The sequence below is a fragment of the Bacillus sp. FSL K6-2944 genome, assembly GCF_038005385.1.
Lineage (GTDB): Bacteria > Bacillota > Bacilli > Bacillales > Bacillaceae_G > Bacillus_A > Bacillus_A cereus.
Genome location: NZ_JBBOTE010000001.1, coordinates 3803902 through 3830894, shown reverse-complemented (window position 1 = coordinate 3830894; position 26993 = coordinate 3803902). Strand labels below are relative to the sequence as shown.

The following is a 26993-nucleotide window of genomic DNA, read 5'->3' as shown; positions in this document are numbered from 1 at the left end:
TTATCATTTTCGTTAATGAATCTTTTCAATCCCATTAAATTAGTAGGGATTTCCTTTATATTTAATAATTGGTTGTTTATACTATAAGTATATATTAAGAAATGCACCAAGAAGGGAAGAAACAAAAATATGGTTCAAGTATTGTTTGTTTGTCTTGGGAACATTTGCCGTTCTCCGATGGCAGAAGCGATTTTTCGAAATCTTGTCGTAAAAGAGGGACTTGAAGAGAAAATTGTCATTGATTCTGCAGGAACTGGAGATTGGCACGTTGGCCATCCGCCACATAAAGGAACACAAAAAATTTTAAAAGAAAATGCAGTCACTTTTGAAGGAATTAAAGCAAGGCAAGTAGAAAAAGAAGACTTAACAAAGTTTGATTATATTATTGCCATGGACAACAAGAATATAGCAGATTTAAAAAGTTTAGGTAAAACTGGAGGCTATATTGGTAGGCTGTCCGACTTTGTTCCAGACGGTGGCTGGACAGACGTTCCTGACCCTTACTATACAGGGAATTTCCAAGAAGTATATGACCTTGTAACAGAAGGGTGTGCAAAGCTATTAGCTTTCATTCGAAATGAACAAGGAATATGAGGAAGCTTAGAAAGAAATACTTTCTAACATAAGAAATGAAAGGGTGAAGGAATATGGCAAAGAAAAATAATATTGCTCGAAACATTGCGATTGGTGTAGCTGCAGGTGTAGCTGTATCCATGTTAAAGAAAGAAAACCGCGAAAAAGTAAAAAATACAGCAGAAAAAGCAAAAACAAAGATGATTGAAATTGGTGAAAATGCAAAGATCAAAGAAAAAGTGCAAACTGTTACAGATAAAGGACGCGAACTTGCAGATTTCAATGTGGTAAAAGCGAAAGTAGCAGAAATTAAAAAATTAACGCCATCTGTTGTAGAGACGTTAAAAGAAACGAAAGAAATTTTTAGTAAGAAAAAAGTTGAGCCAGAAGAAAAGCCAGAAACGATTGAAATTCAAGCTGTATCTCCAAAGGTAGATGAGTTGAAAGTAGAAGAAGAGCCAATAGTTGCTGAAGATGGTGGTATGAAAGAAGCGCGTGAATTATTTATGAAAGACTCAAATGCAGTGGAAAAAAAAACTGAAGCGTACATTGAGTTAAAGCAAGATAAAGAAGAGAAGAAAAGCGTTTAAACATATATGAGAAAAATTTTAGAAAAGGTGAGAAGAAATCGTACTTATTCGTTTGGTAAAGATTTATATGACCGGACGATGCGCGATGATGTAGCGGGCTTGGCAGCACAGCTCGCTTATTTCTTCTTGCTTGCAATTTTTCCTGGGCTCGTTTTCTTAATTACGCTTCTTGGATTTATTCCCATTCAAACAGAGGATGTGCTTAGTTTATTAGAGGTTTATGTACCAGATGATGCAATGAACTTAATTGAGGTAAATGTAGATAAAGTTGTAAACCAGCAAAATGGTGGTTTATTATCATTTGGTTTATTATCCATGTTATGGTTTGCCTCAAATGGTGTTAATGCGGTTATGAATGCTTTTAACCGCGCTTATGACGTGAAGGAAACACGTTCTTTTATTACAACAAGAGCGTTATCAATTGTGTTTACATTAGCTATTATTTTTATGATTGTCTTTGCGTTAATTGTTCCGGTATTCGGACAAGTTATTGGAGCAGCAGTGTTTAAAGCACTCGGTTTATCAGATAGTTTTTCTTTCGTATGGAGCATTACACGATTAGTAGCGAGTTTCTTCGTGCTATTTGCTTTATTTAGTTTCTTATATACATTTGCACCAGATCGAAAGTTAAAAAGAAGAGAAGTTATTTCAGGGGCGTTATTTGCTACTGTAGGATGGATTGTGGTATCGTACTCATTTGCTTATTATGTAGATAAGTTTGCGAATTACGCCAATACATATGGTGGTCTCGGTGGTATCATTATTTTAATGTTATGGTTTTACTTAACTGGATGGGTAATTTTACTTGGCGGTGAAATTAATGGTTTACTCCACCATTATAGAACCGGTGACAATAATTCCCGTAATGAATAATGAGCTCTTGTTCCATAATAAAAAGGAACAGGGGGGATATTTCATGAGTAATAATAAAAAGAACCATAATAATAAAAGTAATAATAAACAAAAGAGCAGTTCGCATCCAAAGCATAAAACGAGTAGCAGTGCGAACGGTCATAATAGCTATCATTAAAAAAAACGGGTCCTCTATGAGGGACCCGTTTTATTTGCTTCCTTTTAATAATCGTAAGCCATTCAAAATGACAAGAATCGTACTTCCTTCATGGCCAATAACACCGAACGGAAGAGCTAAAAATTGCAAGAAGTTTGAACAAATTAGCATGGCAATAACGGCTAGCGAAAAGATTACGTTTTGCTTCACAATACGATTCATTCGTTTTGATAGACGGATCGCTTGAGAAAGACGAGATAGTTCGTTCTTCATCAGTACAACATCCGCAGTTTCTAAAGCTACATCTGTTCCTTCTCCCATTGCGACACCAATGCTAGCAGTAGCTAGTGCAGGTGCATCATTTATACCGTCTCCGACCATTGCTACTGTACCGTATTTTTCTTTTAACTTTTTAATCGTTTCAACTTTTGTTTCTGGTAAGCATGATGCGTAATATTCCTTTATATTACTTTCAGAGGCAATTGCTTTTGCCGTTTCTTCATTATCTCCAGTAATCATAATTGCTTCGACACCAATGCTTTGTAAATCACGAATAGCAGCTATTGTTTCTTGGCGAAGCGTATCTTTTAAAGCGATAAGTCCAAGAATGCCTCCCTCATCACTAATATAAACGACAGTTTTACCTTCCTTTTCAAGTGAGGCAGAAATACCATTATGAAATGTTTTTGTTTCTTCACCGATAAAATCAGCTTTACCTATTTTATAAGCGTTGTTTTCGAATATTCCTTTTAGCCCAAAACCAGTTACATCTTCAACCTTTTCTGGTTTTTTTAATGTAATGTCGTACGCATGTTGTGCATATTTAACAATAGATTCAGCCAAAGGATGTGTAGAGTGACTTTCAATTGATGCTGTAATAGAAAGTACTTCTTTTTCTGTCATATTTTCTCGAACATATATATCTGTTACGGTAGGTTTTCCTTCTGTTAATGTTCCTGTTTTATCAAAGGCGATTGCTTTTACTGAAGCGAGACGTTCTAAATGTATGCCACCTTTAAAGAGAATCCCATTTCTTGCTCCGTTAGAAATGGCTGATAACGTTGCTGGTGTAATGGCAGCAACGAGTGCACAAGGAGATGCGACTACAAGTAAGATCATAGCGCGATAAAACGTTTCATTCCAGCTCCAGTCAAGTAAGAAATGAGGAACGAACATCATAAGCGCAACAACGAGTAGTACACCTTTTACGTATGTTCCTTCAAATTTTTCGATGAATAGTTGTGATGGTGATTTTTCACTTTGTGCACTTTGTACGAGACGGATAATCTTTTGGAATAATGTTTGATCGCTCGGCTTCGTAATTTTAACTTCGATAGCACCACGTAAATTTACAGTACCTGCAAATACTTCATCGCCATATCTTTTCTCATTTGGAATAGGTTCTCCCGTGATTGCTGCTTCATCGATATTTGTTTCACCGTTATGAATCGTACCGTCAGCAGGAACACGTTCACCTGGTTTAATTAAAATAATGTCGTTAATTTGTAACTCTCCAACAGGAATACGTTCCTCTGTTCCGTTGGAAATGCGTAATGCTTCTTCGGGTTGTAAGTCAAGAAGAGCGGAAATTTCTTTTTGGCTCTTACTTAATGTATAAGATTCCATAGCACCGCTGAGCGCAAAGATGAAGATTAAAATAGCCCCTTCTGCCCAGTAGCCAATAATTGCAGCACCGATAGCTGCAAAGAGCATTAGCATTTCAACATTTAGCTCTTTTTCTTCAATCGTATCTTCAATTCCTTCTTTTGCTTTTGCATATCCACCAACTATATAAGCAAGGATATAGCAAGTAATACCTACATTCATTGCATCGTTCTTTGTAAATAACCAACCAACTAAAATAAAAATACCAGATGCTACTGCAAATACAAGTTCATAATGTTTTTTTAATGTGTCCCATAAAGAGGGATGAGAAATTGTTTCTTTTGCGTGTAACGTTTTTACTTCTGAGTTCATTACTACTCGCTCCTTCCGAATTCTTATTGAGAAAAATAATCAAAATCGAAACCCCTATAAAACGACGAAAGCTGCCATCCATAATGGATAGCAGCATTTCTGTTGAATCTGTTTTTAATCGTTCTTATGTTGTAATTATTCTATAGTATATCATATGTTTTTATGAGATGGTACGGTTTTGTTTCAAGTATAAACGGAAAACTTGTGTTTTCGCAATTCCTTTGGTATATATGAATATTGTTCATAAAAAGGTCGGAAAGGAAGACAACAAGTGAAGACAGAGAAATTTTTTACCCATCCGATTGGCGTATTTATTGCTGCAATAGTAGCAACTTTTTTATGGGGAAGCGCATTTCCTTTTATTAAATTAAGTTATGTTGAACTTGGAATTCAACCACAAGAAGTTGGAGAGCAAATATTATTTGCCGGTTATCGTTTCTTTTTATCTGGATTCATGCTCTTATTATTCTTTAAAGTGTTAGGAAAAGATATGAGCTTCAAAAAAGGAACGGGGAAACAGTTAATACAAATTGGTTTATTCCAAACGTTTCTTCAATATATCTGTTTTTATATTGGAATGAGTTATAGTTCGGGAATTGAAGGAGCTATCATTTCAGGGACATCATCATTCTTTCAAATTTTACTCGCCCATTTTTTATATAAAGATGATGCCCTCAATATGAGAAAAATAATTGGCGTATCGATTGGCTTTTGTGGCGTCGTTTTAGTAAATATGCCGAGTGATGGTAGCTTATCATTTCATTTTGGAATTGGAAGCTTATTACTTCTTAGTGCAGCAATGCTGTATTCATATGGAAACATATTAGCGAAAGAAGGTAGTAAAACGTTAGATGTTGGCTATATGACAGCATACCAAATGATGTTTGGTTCTATAGGATTATTATGTATAGGGGCTTTACAAATTGGATTAATGCCATTTACATTTAGTCTACATGCACTAATTATGCTGATTTATTTATCTTTCTTATCTGCAGCTGGTTTTTGCATTTGGAATACAATTATGAAGTACAATAAGGTTGGAAAAGTATCTATGTATATGTTCTTTATACCCGTATTTGGTGTGTTATTATCGAGCATGATTTTAGGTGAAGCAATTCATTCATTTGTGTTACTCGGTTTAGCATGTGTAGCCGCGGGAATTATTGTGGTAAATCGGACGCCAGCTAAGCAAAAAATAGAGAAAGAAAAACAAGTAGCATAGAAAGCAGAAAAGCGATTACAATGGAAGAACAGTACTGTTCTTCTTTTTTTATAGAAAAAGGATAATAGACTAAGTATAACGAAAAAAGATACAAAAAGCATTTATTGAGGAGAACATATTATGAATCTACTTTACGTGGTGTTAATTGGGCAAATACTTCTTTTTTTAATTGGTGCAATTTATGCAATGCGGCAGACAAAAAGAACGAAAGATAATATGCCGTTACCTTTAGCAATCCGTCTTATTCTTAGTTTTTCTTTAACAGGTAGTGCAATTTGGATATGGTTACAAGATCCATCTGTAGAGTATAGTACGTGGGTTGCACTTGGTATGACTTTATCGACTGTAGGAGATTTGTTTATGGCTGGGCTGATTCCAATTGGTCACAGGTTAATTGGTGGGATGGTTACTTTCGCTCTTGCTCATTGTTTTTATGTAAAAGCATTTTTGCAAACAGGAATTTCGTGGAATGGTTTTTGGATTGGCTTACTCGTATATGGGCTCTTTCTAATTGTAGGATGGTTCTTCTTTATCCGAAATGATAAACAGGATAAATTGTTTACGATAGGAGCTCTAATTTACGGATTGTGGGTTGGAGGAATGGCTTGCTTTGCATTCGCCTTATATTATGAAAATACAGGAATATGGTGGATACCAGCGTTTGGTGGTTTACTGTTTGTGATTTCTGATTTTATTATTGGCGTGACAGATATCGGAGGACGTAAATTGAAGTATGAGCCACTTTGGATTTGGTTTACATATGTAGCTGCTCAAATGTGTATTGTATATGTGGGATTATAAAAAGATACTCTCAAAATAGTGAATAGACTATTTTGAGAGTATCTTTTTTGCTTGTTTAATTTGATCAGTATTACCATTTTGAAATTTCTAATATTATAATTTTATAATTCAGAATTTTGTAGAAAATCATCGGTCGTATTATTTATAATGAAAGTAAAAAGATGATGAGTTGGTGAAATGATGCAAAAGAAAAAACGTTGGCGTGAATTCTTTGGAACTATTGCAATTGCATGTTTATTGGTGTTTTTGGCGAAAATTTTTGTGTTTTTTCCGACGAATGTAAAAGGAGCATCCATGAGGCCGACGTTGCAAGATGGAGATAAGGTGATTGTTAATAAGCTAGCAAAACAATTTGAAAGCTATGGGAGAGAAGATATTATTGTTATGAAAACAGATAATTTTTATGTCAAAAGAGTGATTGGATTACCTGGAGATATAATTGAGATGAGAAATGATCAATTATATGTAAATTCTGAAGTGAAAGATGAAGAGTATTTGGATAGTAATAAAAAACAAGCAGAAAAAAAACTTATGAATTTAACAGAGGACTTTGGACCAATTACAGTTCCCGAAAATAAGATTTTTGTTATGGGAGATAATCGCTTAATAAGTAAAGATAGTAGAAATGGTTTAGGTTTTATTGATAGAGAAGATGTGTTAGGAAAGTTAGCAGGCATTTATTATCCGTTTGAACATATGAAAATAATAAAGTAAAAAACCAAGCAAATTTTAGTTTGCTTGGTTTTTTTTGTTAAACAGTAGGAGATTCGTTTGATACAAAAATATCTTCATGTTTCTTTGTAGTACTTAAAACGAATTTATGTTGTAGCAATTGTAGTTTAAATAACGCCAAAGGATCATGATATGTTTCTGGATTGCTTCTTAGCGTTGCTAATGTTTGCTCGTCTTCCTTTATCTCAAGTTGAGCTGCATCTACATTTTGTTTCAATATATTAAGTGGATCTTTGAAGAACATCATGATATCACGTTCTAATGCACCTTCAAATACTTCAAATTGAAGGAAGAATTGTTTTGAAATTGTGTGAGCAATTTCTGTATAGTCTTCTGTTTCAATATATTGTTTATATTTGTTGGCGAGCATAGATTGGTTTTTTTGCATATTACCAAATAATTTTCCGGCACTTTTTAAGAAAAACTGTGTCGGTGTAAAGCGTAATAAAATATTGATGTTCGTTACTGTAATTCGATTTGTCATTCGTACAACATCTCGATTCCAATCATCTAATAATTTGAAATCGCAAGGAAGTTTCATACGTTCTTCTTTATATAATTTATTAAACGTTTCACTCATTTCATCTAAATAAGCTTGAGCTTGAATAAATTCATTATGTGCTGTTTCAATCCATTCTTGAATAGACCCAGTAAATTTAGGAAGAAGTACCTGTTGTACATGCTTTTGAACTCGTTCATTCATTGCAGCATTTAATTCTTCATGAACTAATTTGAAATCACTATCTTCTTGAACAAGATCAGAGCAGCTCTGTAATAATTCAGGAATTTGAGAATGTATATCTCGTGTAATTTCTTCTTTCGTTAAAAGATAGGATTCGGTAATAGAACGAATTTTATCTTTTTCAAGAGCAGTAAGGTTATTAATAAATCCAGTAAGTTTCACTGAGATGTGTTTATTCCAGCGTACGGATTTTACTAATGTATTTTCTAATTCCACACGTTCATTTATGAGATAAGCAATTGTCTTTTGCGTAAACCATATTAGCTTTTCTATACGTTCTTTTTCTATATCACGTTTTGCAAGATTAGAAAGAATAGATTCTGTTACATCTCCAAGTTGCTGGCTACTCTCTTGCGAAGGAGAGTATGGGAAGAATTGTGCATCTGGAAAATGTACTTTAAGTTTACTAATTAGTTTTTCATCAGTAGTCGTATTATTTGTGTGTGATACGAAGTGAATTTGTAAGTTTGGTACTTGTTCACGTAAATAAATTAACGTATCAATTTCTTGACTATGCAATGGTGAAGAAGAATTTAATACGTATACAAGGCTATCTGCTGCTTGTAAGTATTCAAAGTATGCATTGTTTTTATCCAATTGTCCTTGAATAGATGGTGTAATAAGAAATGTAAACTTATTTTTTCTTAAAAACCTACTTGGTAGCTTAATTTCTATACATTTTTTCTCAAGTTCTGACTGAGCAGATGTAGCCGTTATTTGATGGAATTCATCAAGGTTAGGGATATTTCTTATATCTAACTCGGTAAATTCTGTTATTTCAGTTTGACTAGCGTCTTTAAATAGAATAGGAGTTGTTAAAGTTTCAGTTAAGATGTTCTCTCCCAATATTGAATTAACAAATGATGTTTTATCATGGTCACTAGTTCCAGCTATTAGTATTGGTGTGACATTTAAATCACATAGTTCATGGACGAGTAGCGTAAATTGATGACTTAAATCTACATCATTTTTCTCAGCCCATACAGCGATTGTTTCGAATAAATGAGAAACTGTTTCCATATTTACATCTGCTTCAGCTGATGTATTAGAAAGTAAGGATCCAGCACTTTTTACGAGTAATGATTCTAAAGTTGTAGGTGAGACTTCATTCCATGCTAACACTGCTGCAGAGACAACTAGAGAATCTTTTGCTTTCGTTAAACTGAACCAATTTGTTAATAAATTTGGTACAAGTCCGTTTAATTCATGCATAAAATGATTTCCGGTAATTAATGCAAAGTATGTTTCTTGGTAGCGAGTAGAGATTTCATTCCAATCGTCATTATTGTCTGTTTCAATATGCAAGAATAAATGATTAATACTTTGAATCCAAGGAAGGTATAAGGATTCATGTTGATAGCTATTCCAAAGAGCAATAACAAGTTCTTTAAATTGAGCTTGATCAACAGCATATAGAGCTTTTAAAGACTCATAGAAATATTCAGGCTTAATATTTTTTGTAAATCCTTTGTTTATGTAAGTTATTAACGTATCAAACCAGTGTAAAGATTGTGTTCGGATACCTTCTTGAACAGCTAGTTCGATAGCGTTGTTCCAATCTTCTTGTTTTTCATAGAAAGAACGTGCAATTGCAGTAATATTTGGGTAATCCGGTTGGAATGCAACAGCTTCACTAATCGTCTTAAAAGCGAGTCCTAAACGATCTTGTTCGATATAAAGAGAAAGAAGTTGTAAGGAAACCTCCATCGTAAGAGTCGTATCTTCCGTTTGGATAGATTGATAAATTTCTTCTGCCTTTGGTAAGAATCCTAGTTCAAAATAAGCATCTGCAATATTTTTTGTCGCCCAAAGTGCAAGAGCATTATTTACTTTTTCCCATTTAAATATAGCTGCTTCAAAATCTTTATTTTGATAATAAAATTCACCTTGAGCAAATCGAATATTAGAAATGTTGGAGAATTCATTTTTAGATTCATTTATATATGCTTCACCGAGTACTTCCGATGCAGGAGTAGAAGTTTCTTCTGTTAAAAATGTTTTATAGTAAACTTTTTGAATAAATTGATTTTCAATGGTCATGTTCGTTCCCCCCTGTATAATTTAGAAAAATGATGTTGTATGTAAAAGGGTGTATGTTCTTTTAATAGGTAGAAGTTGCATTATATAGACCAAACTATGTTTTTGCTAGATATATCATTTTTCTTGAGAGTTAAACCGTTGCGAAAAGTAACTTTCCTTTATTGTAACAAAAAAACACGCATATGAATTTTTATTTTTTATCGGGTTATTTGCGGGCAATAAGAATCTAATCTCAAAATTGGTGAATGTAAGTGAGTTATGTGGAGTCGGGATTTCTGTAAAAGCAAGATTGGCATAGGTTAATAATTAGTAGAGGATGAACAAAACTCCCACTGAGTAAAGTTTTTCTTTATCTCTGTTAAAGGAAAGAATAGAAGTAGAGTTCATTATAAAAACAATGTATAGTGAATATGTATACCATGTTTGCCTTAAAGATAGAAAGGGTACAATGTGGAATAACGACCGTGCATAGGATGTGTCTTCCGAATGGAACAACATATTGGCGAGTTAATCGCGCATTATGGCTATTTTGGAATTGTTATAGCTTTGGCTGGTGGGATTGTTGGATTACCGATACCAGACGAGTTTTTATTGACCTTTGTTGGTTATAATGTTTCAAAAGGAGTTATGTCAGGAACTGCTGCTTTTTTAAGTGGGCTGGCTGGTGCGATGTTAGGGATCACGTTAAGCTACATATTAGGTTTAAAACTTGGGCTCCCTGTTTTAAAGAAATATGGGCCGAAAATTAGAATTAAAGAACATCATATTGAAAAAACACATATTTTATTTGAAAAATATGGGCCATTTCTTTTAATGATTGGTTATTTTATACCGGGCGTACGTCATTTAACAGCATATTTTGCTGGGGTATCAAATTTGACACTTTGGCGTTTTTGTTTGTACGCTTACGGTGGTGCGCTCATTTGGATAAGTGTTTTTATTGGGCTTGGCTGGAAGTTAGGCGAGAAGTGGCGCTTCGTTGAGTATAGTTTACATCATTATGGAATATGGATTTTATTAATTTCAGCAGTTGTTACATGTTTTGTATGGTTGTACATAAAGAAAAAGAAAAACCGCTAATAGCGGTTTTTTTAGCTGAAAGCAATAAATAATACACCAGCTGTAATAAAGACTACACCAACGCCGGTCATAAAGTTTAACTTTTCACCGAGGATAATCATAGCGAGAATGATAGAAAATACGACGCTTAATTTATCGACAGGAGCTACTTGTGAAACCTTTCCTGTTTTGAGGGCAAGAAAATAAAATAGCCATGAAGAAGCACCTGCAATCCCACTTAATGTGATAAATAGCAGTGCTTTTTTATTTAGCAGTACGTCGCCGATATTTTGAAATTTACCTTGTATGATAATAACGCCTATCATAAATAATGCCATAATAATAGATCGAATTGTTGTTGCAACGTTTGCATCGATGCCGTCTAAACCAAACTTTCCAAAAATCGATACAAGGGCAGCAGCAATTGCTGATAATAGTGCAAATAAGAGCCACGAACTCATAGTAAAATTCCTCCAATCTTACAGTATTATACATGAAAATGATTCTCATGTATAAAGTTGAAGCAATTGAGCTTATAGGAAGCACGACTTCAACTTAACTTCTTGCTCCACCTGAATTTTAAGGTGGGAGTTTTACTGCCTGTAAATAGTGGGCTAAATAGCGAAATAATCCCCACCTTATATTTTTAATAAGGTGGGGATTATTATACTACTCTGCAATTTCCTCATATAAAAAGTACGTTACATTATAAATATGTTCTACTTCATCGTCTGTCATAAACAGTAATTCGTCACGCTCAATCCCTTTTTTCTTTTCAATAAACTCAATCATGTTTTTGCGTTCTTCTCTCTTCATCAATTTTATTTCTCCTCTCAATCTGTTTTAATACAGTTTATTTAAGTTAATACTATTATATAACAGGATCTTTAGAAAGTTCCACCTATTTTATTGTTTTTTTCAAAAGAACTTTTCGACAAAACAAGCCCACCTAAGGGGGGCTTGTTTTATTTTATAGTCGTAAAAACTCAGGCTCCGTCGTACCGGCACCATCGATGTAATAAATTGTGTCGGGGTTGATTTTTATCAATACGTAATTAGGGTCTTCAGGGCCGAGTAACCAACGTTTTAAGCTATTATTCCAAAACTTGTTTTTTAATGTCGAGTCTTCCTCAATTGAAGCCAATCCTTCAACTTCAATATAATCTTCATCTAATTTTTTCCCTTCTCGTCCGAGTAGTACATGGACATTAGGATTTTGTTCAATATCTGTTATCTTTTTTGATTGTCGATCTGTTGCAACATACAGTACAAAATCTTCATGGAAAAACATCATAAAGGCGCTATGAGGTTTCTCGTTTCGTACTGTAGATAATACACCAGTACGTTGACCTTGAATAATAGTTGCGATTTTTTCTTTTAAGTGCATATTTTTTACCTCTTTTCTTAATTTACATTTTCTTTATTTAAACAAGATGATTTAAACATCTTTCATACTGTTTTCTTCAATTCAATTTTTTAAACGCAATTGTGATGAAATCGGACAAGTTAGGAGAAGAATAATAATAATATCGAGGAGAAATACATACGATGGAAGGATGAAAAGCATGTTTAATAAAATATTTCTTATCGTGGCTCTTATAGGTGTACCACTGTCTGTACTTGGGAAAACACTTCATTGGCCTCAAACAATTATGTTTGCTGTGTATTGTATTACGATTATCGCATTAGCGGGTTTTATGGGGAGAGCGACAGAAAGTTTGGCAATTGTATCTGGTCCTAGAATAGGTGGATTATTAAATGCTACTTTCGGTAATGCCGTTGAACTAATCATTTCAATTTTTGCACTTCAGGCAGGATTAATTGAGGTGGTGTTAGCCTCTTTAACGGGTTCTGTACTTGGAAATTTATTATTAGTAGGAGGGCTATCCTTTTTTGTAGGAGGGCTTAAATACAAAAGACAAAGTTTTAATGTGTATGATGCAAGGCATAATTCAGCTTTATTAATCTTTGCTGTAGTAGTAGCATTTGTTATTCCAGAGATTTTTTCAATGAAGATGGATGCTGGAAAGACGTATCAATTAAGTATTGGTGTCTCAATTATTATGATTATTATGTACCTTGCTGCATTGCTATTTAAGTTAGTTACGCACCGTGGTGTATATCAGCATAAAAGTGATGAAGTCGCTCATGAGGAAGAACCAGAGTGGTCGAAAGGGAAAGCATTACTCATTTTAGCGATAGCAACAATTGCGGTAGCTTATGTGTCAGAGGCGCTCGTGCATACATTTGAGACAGTTGCAAAATCATTTGGTTGGTCAGAACTATTTATAGGGGTTATTATCGTCGCAATTGTTGGGAATGCAGCGGAACATGCATCTGCAATTATTATGGCATATAAAAATAAAGTAAATATTGCAGTTGAGATTGCAGTTGGTTCTACATTACAAATTGCCATGTTTGTTGCTCCTGTATTGGTACTGCTTTCTATGTTCTTCGCGCAAAGGATGCCTTTAGTATTTACAATACCAGAACTTGTTTCTATGATTACAGCTGTTTTCTTAACGATTGCGATTTCAAATGATGGAGATACAAACTGGTTTGAAGGCGGTACTTTATTAGCAGCGTATGTCATTATGGGAATTGGTTTTTATTTATTATGAAAAATAGGCATAACAATTGTGCCCAGAGAAAACAATAAACGAAGTAGTATATATACCTTTACGTAGGAAGGAGCCAGACAGGTGAAACGAGTATACAGCATATGTCTTTCAACTATGGTCTCGTTTATTCTATTATTTCCTAACATGAGTTTTGCAAAGACAACGGTAGAAACAAAAATGCCTTCATCTGTTTTAAATATTTCTAAAGACAATACGTTTCCAAACGATGCGCAAGATTTACCGCGTTTGCAACCGAGTAAGTTTGCTCAAGAACTATTGAAAACAGCAAATATTAAAATTGAAAACCCAGACTTAATTCGAATGTTTAATGAAACGACAATTTCGAATGCGCCGCTTGCGGTAGGGTACCGAGCGAAGATTTATTTAGGTCAATGGGCTTTACATTATGAATCGATTGATACATCGATTAATTGGGAATATAAACAAGTGAATCGAAATGTGTATGATAATCGCGGAGGAGACCGTTTATATCCACTTCGCTATAAGCAAGAAACACAAAAGACGGTTGAAGGCGATTTAACAGCAGATATGAAAGATGCTGCAGATGTGAAAAAAATGATGCTTCTCAAAGCACTTGAAAAAGTACAATTACCTCTTTCGTTTAAGACAACTATTGGTTATGGTACTGGACATGAGCGTGTGTATAATATTAGTCCGAGTCAACTTGGATATTTATACGCTTATACACCAGCAGTAAATGAAAAGGGAAAAGTAACATTTGGAGAAGTGTATCTTGTATTAAAGGGAAATCAAAAAAGACTTGTTGTGAAAAATATTACTTCTCAAGGAATTGGAGCGGCAATTCCAATTCATGATCATTTGTTTTTTAAATTTATTTCTTCTTCTCACTCGCAATAACATAAAAAACGTCAGCTTATAAGCTGACGTTTTTTTATAATGTAATGTTTGCTGTTTTTGATAAGAAATCTTCTGTCGGATAGTAGCTGTTTTTTACAAGAACATTTGGTCCAAGACATTTTACTGCAGGACAGTGGCAGCTTAATGATTTTGCTGTTTTTGAAGTGCTCCATTTTTCATACGCTTCTTGTAATGTGTTTGTTTGTATGTTTCCTAGAAGTGGAACATCACCAAAGTCCGTCACAATAATATTTCCATCGAAAATATTTACATTTAAACGAGAACGGCCATCTGGATCATTACGAACAGTTACATTTTTGCTCTCTTGCAATTTTTTAAATGTAGCTATGTCTTTTTCGTCATCGCTACAAGCATAGAAAGGTAAAGTTCCAAATAGCATCCATACATTTTCATCGCGAATTTCTAGTAAATGTTCAATCGCATCACGAATTTCAGCTTTTGTTAAAATCTCTAGATTACTCGCGAAGTCACTTGGATACATTGGATGAACTTCATGACGTTTACAGCCCATCTCTTCGACGATTTGGCGGTGAATATGTTCAATATGTGGTAGAGTTCTTTTGTTTAGCATTGTTTCGGCCGATACAAGTACACCTGCATCTGATAGAGCCTTACTATTTGTAATCATTCTTTCAAATAATTTTGCACGTTGTTCGTAAGTAGGCTTACGCTCCATCATTGCAAATCCGCCTTCAACGAAGTCATCAATTGTTCCCCAGTTATGAGATATATGCAATACGTCTAAATAAGGAATAATCTGTTCGTAACGTGCTAAATCTATAGTTAAGTTAGAGTTGATTTGAGTGCGAACGCCTCGTTCATGGGCATATTTTAAGAGTGGTGTTACATAGTTGTCGACGGATTTTTTTGAAAGCATAGGTTCGCCGCCAGTAATACTTAAAGAACGTAAATGAGGAATCTCATCTAATCGTTTTAATAAAAGATCCATCGGAAGCGGATTTGGGTCTTTCGGCTGTAACGTGTAACCAACAGCGCAATGCTCACAGCGCATGTTGCATAACGTCGTCGTTGTAAATTCAACATTTGTTAATAGTAGTTTGCCGTACTCTTCAAGGTCCATATACGCTTCCCATGGATCGTAAGAAGGAGTAATCGGCTTCATTTTTTGTGATATCGTCATATGAAATACTCCTTTGACTATTGAAATAACAATTTGTCCATTCTCTATAATAGAAGAATATGTGCTTTTTATAAAGTGAAACTTTTTAGCATGGAAAGAGAGAGGGCTTACATTATAGTGGATGACTGTGACAAAATTGATGAAATTTCATGCCCATAGCAATCGTTTTTGCGGTATAATAAAAGCAACTCGAATTAAAAGGAGAGTGCCTTCATGGGAAAAGCAATTCAAGATAAAGATACACAATTAGTATATTTAAAAGAACGTTTAAATATGTTCATTGAAGTAATTGATACAATTGAACCTGAAGAAGTAGAATTAGAAGATGTAGATCGTCTTCTTGCAATGTTAGATGAATTAGAATTAAAATGTGAGCAATTTAAAAAAGACGAATAATATATTAAAAAGGCTACCAATTCCAATTTGGTAGCCTTTTTCTGTTCGGGTAATAGAAGGACGATAGAAAAAGAGGTATAATCAAGTTGTGAAAAATTTCATTTATGCTCTAATAGCGTGAAACAAATAAATAGCTAAAGAGCATAACAATTGAATTTTCAGCTCATAACGTTTTGGTAGCGTTCACAATTGAGGGGGAAGTAACAATGGAAAAGCTTCAAGAAAGCATGTATCAACTAATTGTTGAAACGTCAACGAACTTACCGAAAGATGTTCGTCGTGCGATTCAACAAGCGAAAGAGCGAGAAAATGCAGGGACTCGTTCTGCGATGGCACTTGGCACAATTACAAATAATATTAAAATGGCTGATGATAACATCTCGCCGATTTGCCAAGATACAGGGATGCCAACGTTTAAAATTTATACACCAGTTGGTGTGAATCAATTAAAGTTGAAGGAAGCTATCTATAATGCGCTTGAGCGGGCGACAAAAGATGGTAAACTTCGTCCCAATTCTGTTGATTCTCTTTTTGGAGATAATAGTGGAAATAATTTAGGACCAGGTACACCGGTGATTAAGTTTGAACAATGGGAAAAAGATTATATTGATGCACGTTTAATCCTAAAAGGTGGTGGCTGTGAGAATAAAAATATTCAATATAGCTTACCGTGTGAACTAGAAGGACTTGGACGAGCTGGCCGTGATTTAGAAGGGATTCGTAAATGCCTTCTTCATGCAGTATATCAAGCACAAGGGCAAGGATGTAGCGCTGGTGTAATTGGTGTTGGTATCGGGGGAGACCGCACATCAGGTTATGAATTGGCAAAAAATCAATTATTCCGTACATTAGATGATGTCAATCCAGTACCAGAGTTACAACATCTTGAAGAGTACGTATTAGAAAATGCGAATAAGCTTGGCATTGGTACGATGGGATTTGGCGGAGAAACAACTTTACTTGGTTGTAAAATTGGCGTCTATAATCGTTTGCCAGCTAGTTTCTATGTATCTGTTGCGTATAATTGCTGGGCATATCGTCGCCTTGGTGTGAAAATCCATCCTGAAACAGGAGACATTATGGATTGGCTATATCAAGAAGGTGAAGATACACTTCAGCATGAAGTACAAGAAAAAACAGAGCAACGTGAGATTGTATTACAAGCACCAATTACAGAAGAGCAAATTCGTGAACTTCGCGTTGGTGATGTTGTAACAATTAATGGCATGATGTATACAGGTCGTGACGCAATCCATAAGCATTTAATGGATAATGATTGTCCAGTAGATTTAAATGGACAAATTATTTACCACTGTGGTCCAGTTGTTGTGAAAGATGAAAATGACAATTGGCAAATTAAAGCGGCAGGTCCAACGACAAGTATTCGTGAAGAACCGTACCAAGGCGATATTATGAAGAAATTCGGTATTCGCGCTGTCATTGGAAAAGGCGGTATGGGTGCGAAAACATTAGCGGCTTTAGAAGAACACGGCGGTGTATATTTAAACGCAATCGGTGGTGCAGCGCAATATTATGCTGAATGTATTAAAGAAGTGAAAGATGTTGATTTCTTACAATTTGGTATTCCGGAAGCAATGTGGCATTTACGTATCGACGGGTTTAAAGCAGTTGTAACGATGGACTCTCATGGTAATAGCTTACATGCAGATGTTGATAAAACATCACTTGAAAAATTAGCTAGCTTTAAAGAGCCAGTATTTAAGTAAATAAAAAATGCATCTCGAATGATTCGAGATGCATTTTTTTGGTATATATAGAAAAACATGTTCAGCATGAAAGAATGTGTAGCAACAGAAACTACAAGTACGATTATATATGGAAAGGAGACTATTTATGAAATATAAATGGTTATATATCGGTCTCATTTTTTCAATTATGATGGCACTTGTTCCAGTTTCAGCACTGGCTTATACAAATACTCCACATAACTGGGGAATCCCGCGTCCTAAAAATGAAACAGTACCAGATGCAGGAAAGTTATATACAGATTTACTACAAAAAAATGGCGGGTTTTATTTAGGAGATACGAAGAAAAAAGATATTTATTTAACATTTGATAATGGATATGAGAATGGATACACAGGGAAAATATTAGATGTATTAAAAGAGAAAAAAGTACCAGCAACTTTCTTTGTAACGGGGCATTACATTAAAACACAAAAAGATTTATTGTTAAGAATGAAGGATGAAGGACATATTATTGGAAACCATTCTTGGAGTCATCCTGATTTTACAGCGGTAAATGATGAGAAACTTCGTGAAGAATTAACAAGTGTAACGGAAGAAATTAAAAAAGTAACTGGGCAAAAAGAAGTGAAATATGTACGTCCTCCGCGCGGTGTATTTAGTGAAAGAACGTTAGCTCTTACGAAAGAAATGGGCTATTATAATGTATTTTGGTCACTTGCATTTTTGGATTGGAAAGTGGATCAGCAAAGAGGATGGCAATATGCGCATAATAATGTTATGACGATGATTCATCCAGGATCTATTTTATTACTTCATGCAATATCAAAAGATAATGCAGAAGCACTTGCGAAAATCATTGATGATTTGCGCGAGAAAGGGTATCATTTTAAAAGTCTAGATGACTTAGTAAAAGGCAATCAACCGTAAGCAGGTATGCTTACGGTTTTCTCATGCTATAATGATGTGTAAAAAGGATGGGGAAACGTATGTGGAGCGAACATGTTACGTTAGAGTATCCGTATCATTTTGAAGAAGTATTAAAACGTTTATCTTTTGATCCTCTTAACGTCATTCAATTAGATGAGAAAGTTATTTATATCCCGCTTTGTATAGACGAGGAACAGGTTGTTGTTCGCTTACAAGGGATTGGTACTGTTCAAAATCCACAGTTTTGGATTTCTAGTCAGACAGGAGATCCAGAGAAAGTCATGAAACGAATGAGGGCCATTTTTCATTGGAATGAACCGTTTCAAGATATACAAAATCATTTTTTAAACACATCATTACGTCCACTATTTGAAACATATGCTTATACTCCAATTATTTTAGAATTTGATTATTTTGCTTGTCTGCTTCGCTGTATCATTCACCAACAAATAAATTTGAAATTTGCTACTGTGTTAACAGAACAATTTGTGAAACGGTATGGAACAGAGAAGAACGGTGTATTCTTTTTCCCCACTCCGGAAATAGTAGCAAATATTTCAATAGAAGAATTGAGAGAGCAGAAGTTTAGTCAGCGAAAGGCTGAATATATAGTAGGATTAGGTCGAAGTATTGTCAGTGGTACATTAAATTTAGCGAGTATAGAAAATGGGACGGAAGAAGACATTTCAGCACAATTGTTGCCAATTAGGGGAATTGGTGCATGGACAGTGCAAAACTTTTTAATGTTTGGGCTTGGACGGAAAAATATGTTCCCGAAAGCGGACATTGGGATTCAGCGTGCAGTGCAAGGTATATTTCAATTAGATGATAAACCTGATGATGCATTTTTAGAAAAAGTGAAACAAGAGTGTGAACCATACTGCAGTTATGCAGCGTTATATTTATGGAAAAGTATAGAGTAGAGATAATATGAAGCGACCTCCTAGATTATCAAGTCAGGGATTTTAACCCATAATAATGAATGAAAACATTATGAATGGGGTTATACCCTATGATAATAGGAGGCCACTATGGAAAATATAATCTATATTGGGATGGATGTCCACAAGGAAAGTTTTAGCTTATGTGCACTACACGGAACAACTGGGGAAATTGTAAGAGAAGCACGATGTGCTTCAAATGTATCTCTCGTAAAAAAATTCGTTGAGAAACTGAAAACAAAATATGGTGAAGATATAAAAATTAAAGCTGGATATGAGGCTGGTTGTTTAGGGTATTCACTTCATAATCTTCTTGAACAAAATGGAATTGATTGTGATATTTTAGCTCCCACAACAATGTACAGTTCATCAAAAAATAAAATGGTTAAAAATGATAAATTCGATGCCAAAATGATTGCTCTTAATTTAGCAAATGGCACCTATAAAGAAGTATATGTTCCAGAAGAAGAGGATGTTGCCGTGAAAGAGTATATCCGCATGTTAGGTGATTTTAAAACATCTTTGAAAAAAATAAAACAACAGATAAAAGCATTCCTTTTAAGGCATGGCTATGTGTATGAAGGGAAATCAAGCTGGACAATCGCTTATATGAAATGGTTAAAGAATCTTGATCTACAAGGATTATTCAAAGAAACGTTAGGCGAATACCTATTACAGTATGATGTTCTAGTCGATAAAATTGAGCGGTTCAGTCTGAGATTAGAAGAATTATCTCATCGTGAAAGGTACGAAGAACCAATCGCAAATTTAAGATGCTTAAAAGGTATAGATACAACATCGGCAATGACTGTTCATGTGGAAATTGCAGACTTCACTCGTTTTCCCACGGCTAAAGCATTTATGGCTTATGTAGGATTGACACCAAGCGAAAGCTCAAGTGGAGAAAAAATCAGTCGACGTTCGATTACAAAACAAGGAAATTCGACCGTTAGGTCTACTCTTGTAGAATGTGCAAATGCGTTGGTAAAAGGAACAATCGGATTAAAATCGAAGCGAGTGAAAGCAAGACAAAAAGGGCAACGAAGCGAAGTGATTGCTTATGCGGATCAGGCTGTAGAAAGGTTACAAAGAAAATATTATCGCATGATATATCAAGGGAAACCTAGAAATGTTGCCGTTACAGCTATCGCAAGAGAACTGGGGTGTTTTATATGGGGATTAGAAACAGGTAAAATTCACCGAAAATAAAGAGGGAAGGATATGAAGTTGATTGATTCATTCATAGTTAGAAACCAAAGGTATCAATTGATGGCATAGATGAGCTTCAGAGATAGTGAATTACAGGTCTGGCTATCTATGACTCACCTCTTCTGGCATGGCTGAAATTCTGATAAACAAGCTATTTATTAGAATTTGAAAAGGTGTGATCCACGCAGTGAGATTATAAGAGCCTAACGACGAACCATTAACCTGAGGTAACCAATCCACGAATAACAGAGTGGTTAACTGTCGATAGATCTTATTTCTGAAGCTTTTGTATGCCATCAAGAAAAATATTATGGGTGAAAAACTATTGACAAAGGTCACTTCATAACAGGTGTAATAATGATACAAAAGCAACATGAGAGTAAGTTGGAAGTTGGTCAAACGTTTCCTGTGACAATTAAACGTCTTGGGATTAACGGAGAAGGCGTTGGTTATTTTAAGAGACAAGTTGTTTTTATTCCAGGGGCATTACCAGGAGAAGAAGTTGTTGCAGAAACAACGAAAATTCAGCGTGGCTTCGCTGAAGCGAAAGTGAAAAAAGTTCGTAAAGCTTCACCGCATCGTGTGAAAGCACCGTGTCCAGTATATGAGGAGTGTGGCGGTTGTCAGCTGCAACATTTAGATTATAAAGAACAATTGAATCAAAAGCGTGATATCGTTGTACAAGCATTTGAGAAGTACATGAAAAATAGTATGGAAGAGAAAATTCGCCCAACGCTTGGCATGGAAAATCCATGGCATTATCGTAATAAGAGTCAATTACAAGTGGGGCGTAAAGACGAAAAGGTTATTACAGGGCTGTATAAACAAAACTCACATCAGTTAATTGATATTGCTCATTGTATGATTCAACATAAAGCAACGAATGAAGCGACAAAAGTTGTAAGACGTATTTTAGAAAAATTAAATGTTTCTATTTACAATGAGAAAAAACAAAAAGGTTTAGTACGTACAATTGTGACACGTACTGCAGTTCAAACAGGGGAAGTACAAGTTACACTGATTACAACAAAAGAAGAGTTGCCAAATAAAGAACAATTTATTGCCGAAGTACAAAAACAGATGCCAGCTGTTAAATCGATTATGCAAAATGTAAACTGGCGTAAAACATCTGTTATTTTCGGTGATAAAACATTTAAATTAGCTGGAAAAGAAGTCATTCAAGAAACACTTGGTGATTTATCATTTGAACTGTCAGCACGTGCATTCTTCCAGTTGAATCCAGAACAAACGGTTGTTTTATATAATGAAGCGAAAAAAGCGGCTGCTTTAACAGGAAATGAGAAAATTGTAGATGCGTATTGTGGTGTTGGTACAATCGGACTTTGGCTTGCAAATGATGCAGCGGAAGTACGTGGTATGGATGTAATTCCAGAAGCGATTGCAGACGCAAGAAAAAATGCGAAGCGTCACGGATTTACAAATACGAAATATGAAGCAGGTAAAGCTGAACAATGGTTACCGAAATGGGTAAAAGAAGGATGGCGTCCAGATGTAATTGTTGTCGATCCACCTCGTACAGGTTGCGATGATAAATTACTGGAAACAATTTTAAAAGTGAAACCGAAACAAGTTGTTTACGTATCTTGTAACCCTTCTTCATTAGCGCGTGATGTACAAGCGTTAATGAAGAGCTATGAAGTGGAATATGTACAACCAGTTGATATGTTCCCGCATACAGCTCATGTAGAAAATGTAGTGAAGCTTGTTAGAAAGTAAAGTTTATTAATATTCCCTCATGGTATGAGGGAATATTTTCTATGAAGGAGAATGAAATGAACAATTATAAATTAACGATTCAGTACGATGGTGCACGTTTTAAAGGATGGCAACGTCTCGGAAATAACGATAATACGATTCAAGGAAAAATCGAAAGTGTCATTTCTGAAATGGTCGGAAAAGAAACTGAAATTATCGGTTGTAGTAGAACAGACGCTGGTGTACATGCTTTGAATCAAGTTGCTAACTTTCAAAGTGATGAGAAGTTAGTGGAACATAAAGTGAAAAAATATTTAAATCAATATTTACCTAACGATATTAGCATTACGAATGTGGAAGAAGTACATGATCGTTTCCATGCTCGTTACAATTCTAAAGCAAAAACATATCTGTATAAAATTTGGAATGAAGAGCATACAAATCCATTTATGCGTAAATACAGCATGCATGTGAATAAAAAATTAAATGTGAAAAGCATGAAAGCAGCTGCAAAACATTTAGTTGGTTCACATGACTTTACTGCTTTTTCAAATGCGAAATCAAAGAAAAAATCTATGGTTCGAGAAGTATATACACTTGATGTGATGGAAGAGGCAGGGTTTGTACAAATTAGAGTAAGTGGTAACGGCTTCCTTCATAATATGGTAAGAAAAATTGTCGGGGCATTAATTGAAGTTGGATTAGGACAATTAGATGCTGAAGCAATTCCAAACATTTTAGAGGAAAAGCAGCGCAATCAAATTAATTGTCTTGCTGAGGCAAGTGGGTTGTATTTAGAGAATGTTGAGTTTTAATGGCAAATAAAAAAATCGGGCTAAGTAGCTCGATTTTTTTAGTATTAAGAAGATTTTTCGTTTTTTATACGTATCTTCAAATTCCAAAAAGCAGCAAGCATAATAGCTGCAAAGGAGCCAAAAATTGTTCCTAATAGCTTTGCATAAGGAGAGCTGCTTACATCGGCATTAATGAATAACATCATACAGAGCATGGCAGGGAAAAAGTATAAGTATTGTAATAACTTTAATTTTTTATCATTACTCATATATATAGCCCCTTTCTAGCATGTTATATATTTATTATAATATATTTTACCAAGTTATTTTTACACTTGGAGACATGTTTATTTCATATGTGTAAATGCAGTTTTTTAATTCGATATTGTAAGTTTTGCCTACTTAATCCTAAAAATTTTGCAGCTTGTGAGATGTTGCCATGATTCTCTTTAAGAATTTGGTTAATGTAGTTCTTTTCCATTTTTTCTATTGTGTGTTTTAAAGTTTTAGGTGCATCAGTATTGTGAGTAGTTAGTGCATGTTGCATATTGAATTCTGTTTTTATTCGTTCGCGAAAGCGAGTAGGAAGATGAAACGCTGTAATGATGGTTTCATCTTCTATCAAGTTCATGGAACCTTCAATTATATGTTCCAACTCCCGTACGTTTCCAGGCCAATCGTAGGCATAGAAAAATTCTCTTACATTTACATCTACATCGGTTACGTTGAGCCCGAATTGAGTATTATATTTTTCAATAAAGTGCTGAACAAGAGCTGGAATATCTTCTTTTCTTTCACGTAAAGGCGGAAGACATAAAGTAACGACGCTTAATCGGTAATATAAGTCTTCTCTTAATCGATTATGTGCGATGGCTTCAAAGGGATCTTCATTGATAGTTGCTATAATGCGAACATCAATTTCTTTTTCGTGTGTACCTCCGATTCTTCGTATTGTTTTTTCTTGTATAGCCCGCAGCAACTTAGCTTGAAGTATTGGGCTTAATGAATTGATTTCATCTAATAACAAAGTTCCTCCGTTTGCTTCTTCGAATAAGCCTGATTTATCTATTGCTCCTGTAAAGGCACCTCGATTTGTGCCAAATAGTAGGCTTTCCATTAAGGTATCAGGTATAGCGGCACAGTTTTGTGAAATAAAGGGTTTTGTTGAACGCTGACTTTCATTATGGATGCTTTGTGCAAATAGTTCTTTACCAGTGCCTGTTTCTCCTACTAGAAGTATGGAGGAAGATGTACGAATTACTCTTTTTCCTTCTGTAATGATTGATTGAATGGCTTCAGAATCACCAATTATGTGATCAAAGGTAAATTTAGTACTTTGTTTTCGAGAAGGACCTATTTTTATCGTTTGCTTTAAGTTACTAATTTCTTTTGATATTTCAATAGCGCCTTTAATTTTTCCATTTTCTATTATAGGGAAAGTATCGTTAATCGTTGTAATTTCTTGTCCTTTATTGTTAAAATACGTTTGTTTTATATTTTTCTTTGTTTTTCCAAATTTTAATGCCTCTATAAGAGTACTATTTTTATTTTCCTCAAATGCGAATACTTCTAAAGGACTTTTATATAGCACATCTGAGCGCTCCATTGATTCAATTTCCATCATTTTGCGGTTATAGATAATCGTCTTACTTTCCTCGTTAATAATATGAATTCCGATGTCGAGTTCATTGAGTAAAGTTTCATATAGCATATTCATTTCAATGATCTGTTTTAAATTAATTTCTTCTGTACGCATAGATTATCTTCTCCTCATTCCACCCTATGAAGACTGACTTTTTATAATTTTATTAAAATTCTTATAAAATCGCAAAAATTTTTTGCTATTTTCCTTTTAAAATCTCTGAAATGATAGAAAAATTTTGCGGTTATGAAGTTTTTTTTTTGAGAAACCTTCATTTTAAATAGGAATTGGAGATTGGTACGCATTTTGCATAAATAATAATTGATATATCTAAAGGAGGGATATGCAACGTTTCAGTACCAACTAATAAGAAGGAGGAGTGTATAAAGTGAAGACGGTTATAGAATGCGTGTATAGTCCTTGTTACGGGAAAGTAGAGAAGTTATTTGTTACGGAAAGTTCTTACGTATACGAGTGGGAGAAATTAGCATTAATTGAAACAATAGATAAACAGAAAGTAGAAATTAAGATAGGGATCAGTGGTTATATTGAATCATTAGAAGTAGTAGAAGGACAAGCTATTGCTGATCAAAAGTTATTAATAACAGTAAGGGATGACCTTTTAGTAACAGGCAGTGATTAATGTAAGTGACGTGTATTTTTGCTCTTTTAAATCATTATTTTTACGGTGAATAATTTTAAAAACGCTTACATTAAATGGGTTTACAAAGTGAAAAGGGGGGATTTATATGATGAATCAAAATCAAGGATTAAAAAGAGAATTGAAAAGCAGGCACATATTTATGATTGCACTTGGAGGCGTTATTGGTACCGGTCTTTTTTTAGGATCTGGGTATACAATTCATGAAGCTGGGCCTGGAGGAGCGATTGTAGCATATCTTGTTGGAGGATTTGTTATGTATTTAACGATGCTCTGTCTTGGAGAGTTAGCTGTTGCAATGCCTGACGCAGGATCTTATCAAACGTATGCTACGAAGCATATTTCCCCTGCAGCGGGTTATGTAGTTGGATGGATGTCATGGTTAAACTGGTCAGCTACGATAGGGATTGAACTAATTGCAGTTAGTATTTTAATGAAACGATGGTTTCCTGATGTACCTTCATGGATTTGGTGCGTAGTGTTTGCGGTACTCCTCTTTGCTATTAATGCGTTATCTTCAAGAAGTTTTGCGGAAGTTGAATTTTGGTTTGCAAGTATTAAAGTAATTACGATTATTGCATTTATTATTTTAGGTGGGGCAGCAATGTTTGGTTTTCTAGATATGAAAGGAAATGAACCAGCACCGATGTTCTCTAGTTTTACTGATTATGGTGGATTGTTCCCCAATGGATTATCAGCCATTTTAATTACGATGATTGCAGTTAATTTTTCTTTCCAAGGAACAGAATTAGTTGGTATTGCAGCAGGTGAGAGTGAAAATCCAGAGAAAACAATCCCGAAGGCAATTAACAATACAGTTTGGCGTATACTTGTTTTCTTTGTACTATCTATTTTTATTCTTGCTGGACTATTCCCTTGGCAACAAGCGGGAGTAATTGAAAGTCCATTTGTAGTTGTATTTGATAAAATTGGTATTCCTTATGCAGCAGATATTATAAATTTTGTTATCATTACAGCAGTGCTATCCGTTGCGAATTCAGGGTTATATGCAACTTCTCGTATGCTATGGTCTATGTCTAATCAAGGAATGATTAGTCCGATTTTTGGTAAGTTATCTAAAAACGGTGTTCCTATTTATGCATTGATTGTAAGTACAATTGTAGGCTGCCTTTCATTACTATCAGGTATTTATGCGGAAGATACAGTTTATTTATGGCTACTTTCTATTGCCGGGTTCGGGGCGATATTAGTTTGGGCATCTATTGCTCTATCTAACTTATTAGCTAGAAGGTCATACATAAAGCAGGGCGGGGATGTGAAAGAATTGAAATTTAAAACACCATTGTATCCATTTGTACCACTTCTTGCATTAGTATTAAATTTAACAGTAATCGTTGGAATGGCCTTTATTCCAGAACAAAGAATGGCATTGTATTGTGGTATTCCATTTATGATTGTTTGTTTACTGTTTTACCGTGCGACAAGAAATAAGGCACGTAAAGTAGAACATATTGAAAAGACAAATACGACGGAAGTAGAGAGCTTATAATATGAATTAATTTGGAGACTGTAAGATTTGTAAACAGTCTCTTTTTTTGTGAAAATAAAGCTGGAAACATACTATGTATG

The 26993-nt window shown here is 34.7% G+C and carries 26 protein-coding genes; 18 read left to right on the top strand and 8 right to left on the bottom strand.

Going from position 1 to position 26993, the window contains the following annotated elements; all coding sequences use genetic code 11:
• The first annotated feature begins 129 nt into the window (after positions 1-129).
• The 3 genes from MHH55_RS19630 to MHH55_RS19620 are packed head-to-tail and all read left to right on the top strand — an operon-like array spanning position 130 to position 2036.
• Entirely contained in the window at positions 130-594 is a 465-nt protein-coding gene (locus MHH55_RS19630; RefSeq protein ID WP_000250916.1) for a low molecular weight protein-tyrosine-phosphatase, read from the top strand.
• Positions 595-647: 53 nt separating this feature from the next.
• Positions 648-1163 carry a DUF4075 domain-containing protein gene (locus MHH55_RS19625; RefSeq protein ID WP_001085389.1) on the top strand — a complete coding sequence of 172 codons (516 nt, stop codon included), beginning with the start codon at positions 648-650 and terminating at the stop codon, positions 1161-1163.
• 6 nt (positions 1164-1169) lie between these two features.
• A complete protein-coding gene (locus tag MHH55_RS19620; protein WP_001226536.1) occupies positions 1170-2036 on the top strand; it encodes a YihY/virulence factor BrkB family protein in 867 nt (288 codons plus the stop codon).
• A gap of 187 nt (positions 2037-2223) precedes the next feature.
• Here MHH55_RS19620 and MHH55_RS19615 read toward each other — a convergent pair whose 3' ends face one another.
• Positions 2224-4149 carry a heavy metal translocating P-type ATPase gene (locus tag MHH55_RS19615; RefSeq protein ID WP_001083753.1) on the bottom strand — a complete coding sequence of 642 codons (1926 nt, stop codon included), beginning with the start codon at positions 4147-4149 and terminating at the stop codon, positions 2224-2226.
• 271 nt (positions 4150-4420) lie between these two features.
• Between MHH55_RS19615 and MHH55_RS19610 the strand changes: the two genes are divergently transcribed.
• The 3 genes from MHH55_RS19610 (at position 4421) to lepB (ending at position 6886) form a co-directional block, all read left to right on the top strand.
• The gene (locus tag MHH55_RS19610) at positions 4421-5371 is read left to right on the top strand and encodes a DMT family transporter (protein WP_074555622.1); all 951 of its coding nucleotides are present in this window, start codon (positions 4421-4423) and stop codon (positions 5369-5371) included.
• A 120-nt stretch (positions 5372-5491) separates the two neighbouring features.
• The gene (locus MHH55_RS19605; RefSeq protein WP_001051080.1) at positions 5492-6172 is read left to right on the top strand and encodes a lysoplasmalogenase; all 681 of its coding nucleotides are present in this window, start codon (positions 5492-5494) and stop codon (positions 6170-6172) included.
• Positions 6173-6349: 177 nt separating this feature from the next.
• The gene (lepB, locus tag MHH55_RS19600; protein WP_000983303.1) at positions 6350-6886 is read left to right on the top strand and encodes a signal peptidase I; all 537 of its coding nucleotides are present in this window, start codon (positions 6350-6352) and stop codon (positions 6884-6886) included.
• 37 nt (positions 6887-6923) lie between these two features.
• On the opposite strand, the gene MHH55_RS19595 is transcribed toward lepB, so the two are convergent.
• Positions 6924-9686 carry a tetratricopeptide repeat protein gene (locus MHH55_RS19595; RefSeq protein ID WP_000151418.1) on the bottom strand — a complete coding sequence of 921 codons (2763 nt, stop codon included), beginning with the start codon at positions 9684-9686 and terminating at the stop codon, positions 6924-6926.
• A 486-nt stretch (positions 9687-10172) separates the two neighbouring features.
• Here MHH55_RS19595 and MHH55_RS19590 point away from each other — a divergent pair, with 486 nt between their 5' ends.
• Positions 10173-10766 (top strand): DedA family protein, encoded by a 594-nt coding sequence (locus MHH55_RS19590; RefSeq protein ID WP_000434872.1) that lies wholly within the window; start codon positions 10173-10175, stop codon positions 10764-10766.
• Between the two features lie 11 nt (positions 10767-10777).
• On the opposite strand, the gene MHH55_RS19585 is transcribed toward MHH55_RS19590, so the two are convergent.
• The 3 genes from MHH55_RS19585 to MHH55_RS19575 all read right to left on the bottom strand — a co-directional run bounded on the left by MHH55_RS19585 (position 10778) and on the right by MHH55_RS19575 (position 12132).
• Positions 10778-11206 (bottom strand): EamA family transporter, encoded by a 429-nt coding sequence (locus MHH55_RS19585; RefSeq protein ID WP_000100295.1) that lies wholly within the window; start codon positions 11204-11206, stop codon positions 10778-10780.
• Between the two features lie 208 nt (positions 11207-11414).
• Entirely contained in the window at positions 11415-11561 is a 147-nt protein-coding gene (locus MHH55_RS19580; RefSeq protein WP_000817786.1) for a BH0509 family protein, read from the bottom strand.
• Positions 11562-11715: 154 nt separating this feature from the next.
• Entirely contained in the window at positions 11716-12132 is a 417-nt protein-coding gene (locus MHH55_RS19575) for a pyridoxamine 5'-phosphate oxidase family protein (protein ID WP_000550220.1), read from the bottom strand.
• A gap of 178 nt (positions 12133-12310) precedes the next feature.
• On the opposite strand from MHH55_RS19575, the gene cax reads away from it, so the two are divergent.
• Both cax and MHH55_RS19565 read left to right on the top strand, forming a co-directional pair.
• Complete coding sequence (gene cax / locus MHH55_RS19570) at positions 12311-13366, top strand: calcium/proton exchanger (protein WP_000482146.1); 1056 nt, start codon at positions 12311-12313, stop codon at positions 13364-13366.
• An 81-nt stretch (positions 13367-13447) separates the two neighbouring features.
• Positions 13448-14245, top strand: coding sequence for a YfkD famly protein (locus tag MHH55_RS19565; RefSeq protein ID WP_001990596.1), 798 nt, complete (start codon positions 13448-13450; stop codon positions 14243-14245).
• Positions 14246-14279: 34 nt separating this feature from the next.
• Here MHH55_RS19565 and yfkAB read toward each other — a convergent pair whose 3' ends face one another.
• Complete coding sequence (gene yfkAB, locus MHH55_RS19560; protein WP_000156016.1) at positions 14280-15407, bottom strand: radical SAM/CxCxxxxC motif protein YfkAB; 1128 nt, start codon at positions 15405-15407, stop codon at positions 14280-14282.
• A 213-nt stretch (positions 15408-15620) separates the two neighbouring features.
• Between yfkAB and MHH55_RS19555 the strand changes: the two genes are divergently transcribed.
• From MHH55_RS19555 to truA, 7 genes are all read left to right on the top strand, one after another.
• Entirely contained in the window at positions 15621-15803 is a 183-nt protein-coding gene (locus MHH55_RS19555) for an SE1561 family protein (protein WP_000513558.1), read from the top strand.
• Between the two features lie 206 nt (positions 15804-16009).
• Positions 16010-17530: a class I fumarate hydratase gene (gene fumA, locus MHH55_RS19550; protein ID WP_000413523.1), complete on the top strand. Its 1521-nt coding sequence runs from the start codon at positions 16010-16012 to the stop codon at positions 17528-17530.
• Positions 17531-17657: 127 nt separating this feature from the next.
• Positions 17658-18440 carry a delta-lactam-biosynthetic de-N-acetylase gene (gene pdaA / locus MHH55_RS19545; protein ID WP_000875956.1) on the top strand — a complete coding sequence of 261 codons (783 nt, stop codon included), beginning with the start codon at positions 17658-17660 and terminating at the stop codon, positions 18438-18440.
• Between the two features lie 59 nt (positions 18441-18499).
• Complete coding sequence (locus MHH55_RS19540; protein WP_000269422.1) at positions 18500-19363, top strand: DNA-3-methyladenine glycosylase family protein; 864 nt, start codon at positions 18500-18502, stop codon at positions 19361-19363.
• 108 nt (positions 19364-19471) lie between these two features.
• Complete coding sequence (locus MHH55_RS19535; protein ID WP_340880263.1) at positions 19472-20590, top strand: IS110 family transposase; 1119 nt, start codon at positions 19472-19474, stop codon at positions 20588-20590.
• 357 nt (positions 20591-20947) lie between these two features.
• On the top strand, positions 20948-22327 hold the full coding sequence (gene rlmD / locus MHH55_RS19530) for a 23S rRNA (uracil(1939)-C(5))-methyltransferase RlmD (protein WP_000615206.1): 1380 nt from the start codon (positions 20948-20950) through the stop codon (positions 22325-22327).
• Positions 22328-22383: 56 nt separating this feature from the next.
• The gene (gene truA, locus MHH55_RS19525; RefSeq protein WP_033687392.1) at positions 22384-23121 is read left to right on the top strand and encodes a tRNA pseudouridine(38-40) synthase TruA; all 738 of its coding nucleotides are present in this window, start codon (positions 22384-22386) and stop codon (positions 23119-23121) included.
• 44 nt (positions 23122-23165) lie between these two features.
• Here truA and MHH55_RS19520 read toward each other — a convergent pair whose 3' ends face one another.
• Both MHH55_RS19520 and MHH55_RS19515 read right to left on the bottom strand, forming a co-directional pair.
• Complete coding sequence (locus MHH55_RS19520; RefSeq protein WP_000063860.1) at positions 23166-23369, bottom strand: hypothetical protein; 204 nt, start codon at positions 23367-23369, stop codon at positions 23166-23168.
• An 83-nt stretch (positions 23370-23452) separates the two neighbouring features.
• Positions 23453-24856 (bottom strand): sigma-54 interaction domain-containing protein, encoded by a 1404-nt coding sequence (locus MHH55_RS19515; protein ID WP_001258445.1) that lies wholly within the window; start codon positions 24854-24856, stop codon positions 23453-23455.
• 274 nt (positions 24857-25130) lie between these two features.
• Between MHH55_RS19515 and MHH55_RS19510 the strand changes: the two genes are divergently transcribed.
• Positions 25131-25385, top strand: a complete 255-nt coding sequence (locus MHH55_RS19510) for a biotin/lipoyl-containing protein (protein ID WP_000859480.1) — start codon at positions 25131-25133, stop codon at positions 25383-25385.
• Positions 25386-25491: 106 nt separating this feature from the next.
• Positions 25492-26913 carry an amino acid permease gene (locus tag MHH55_RS19505; RefSeq protein ID WP_000981865.1) on the top strand — a complete coding sequence of 474 codons (1422 nt, stop codon included), beginning with the start codon at positions 25492-25494 and terminating at the stop codon, positions 26911-26913.
• The last annotated feature ends 80 nt before the right edge of the window (positions 26914-26993 follow it).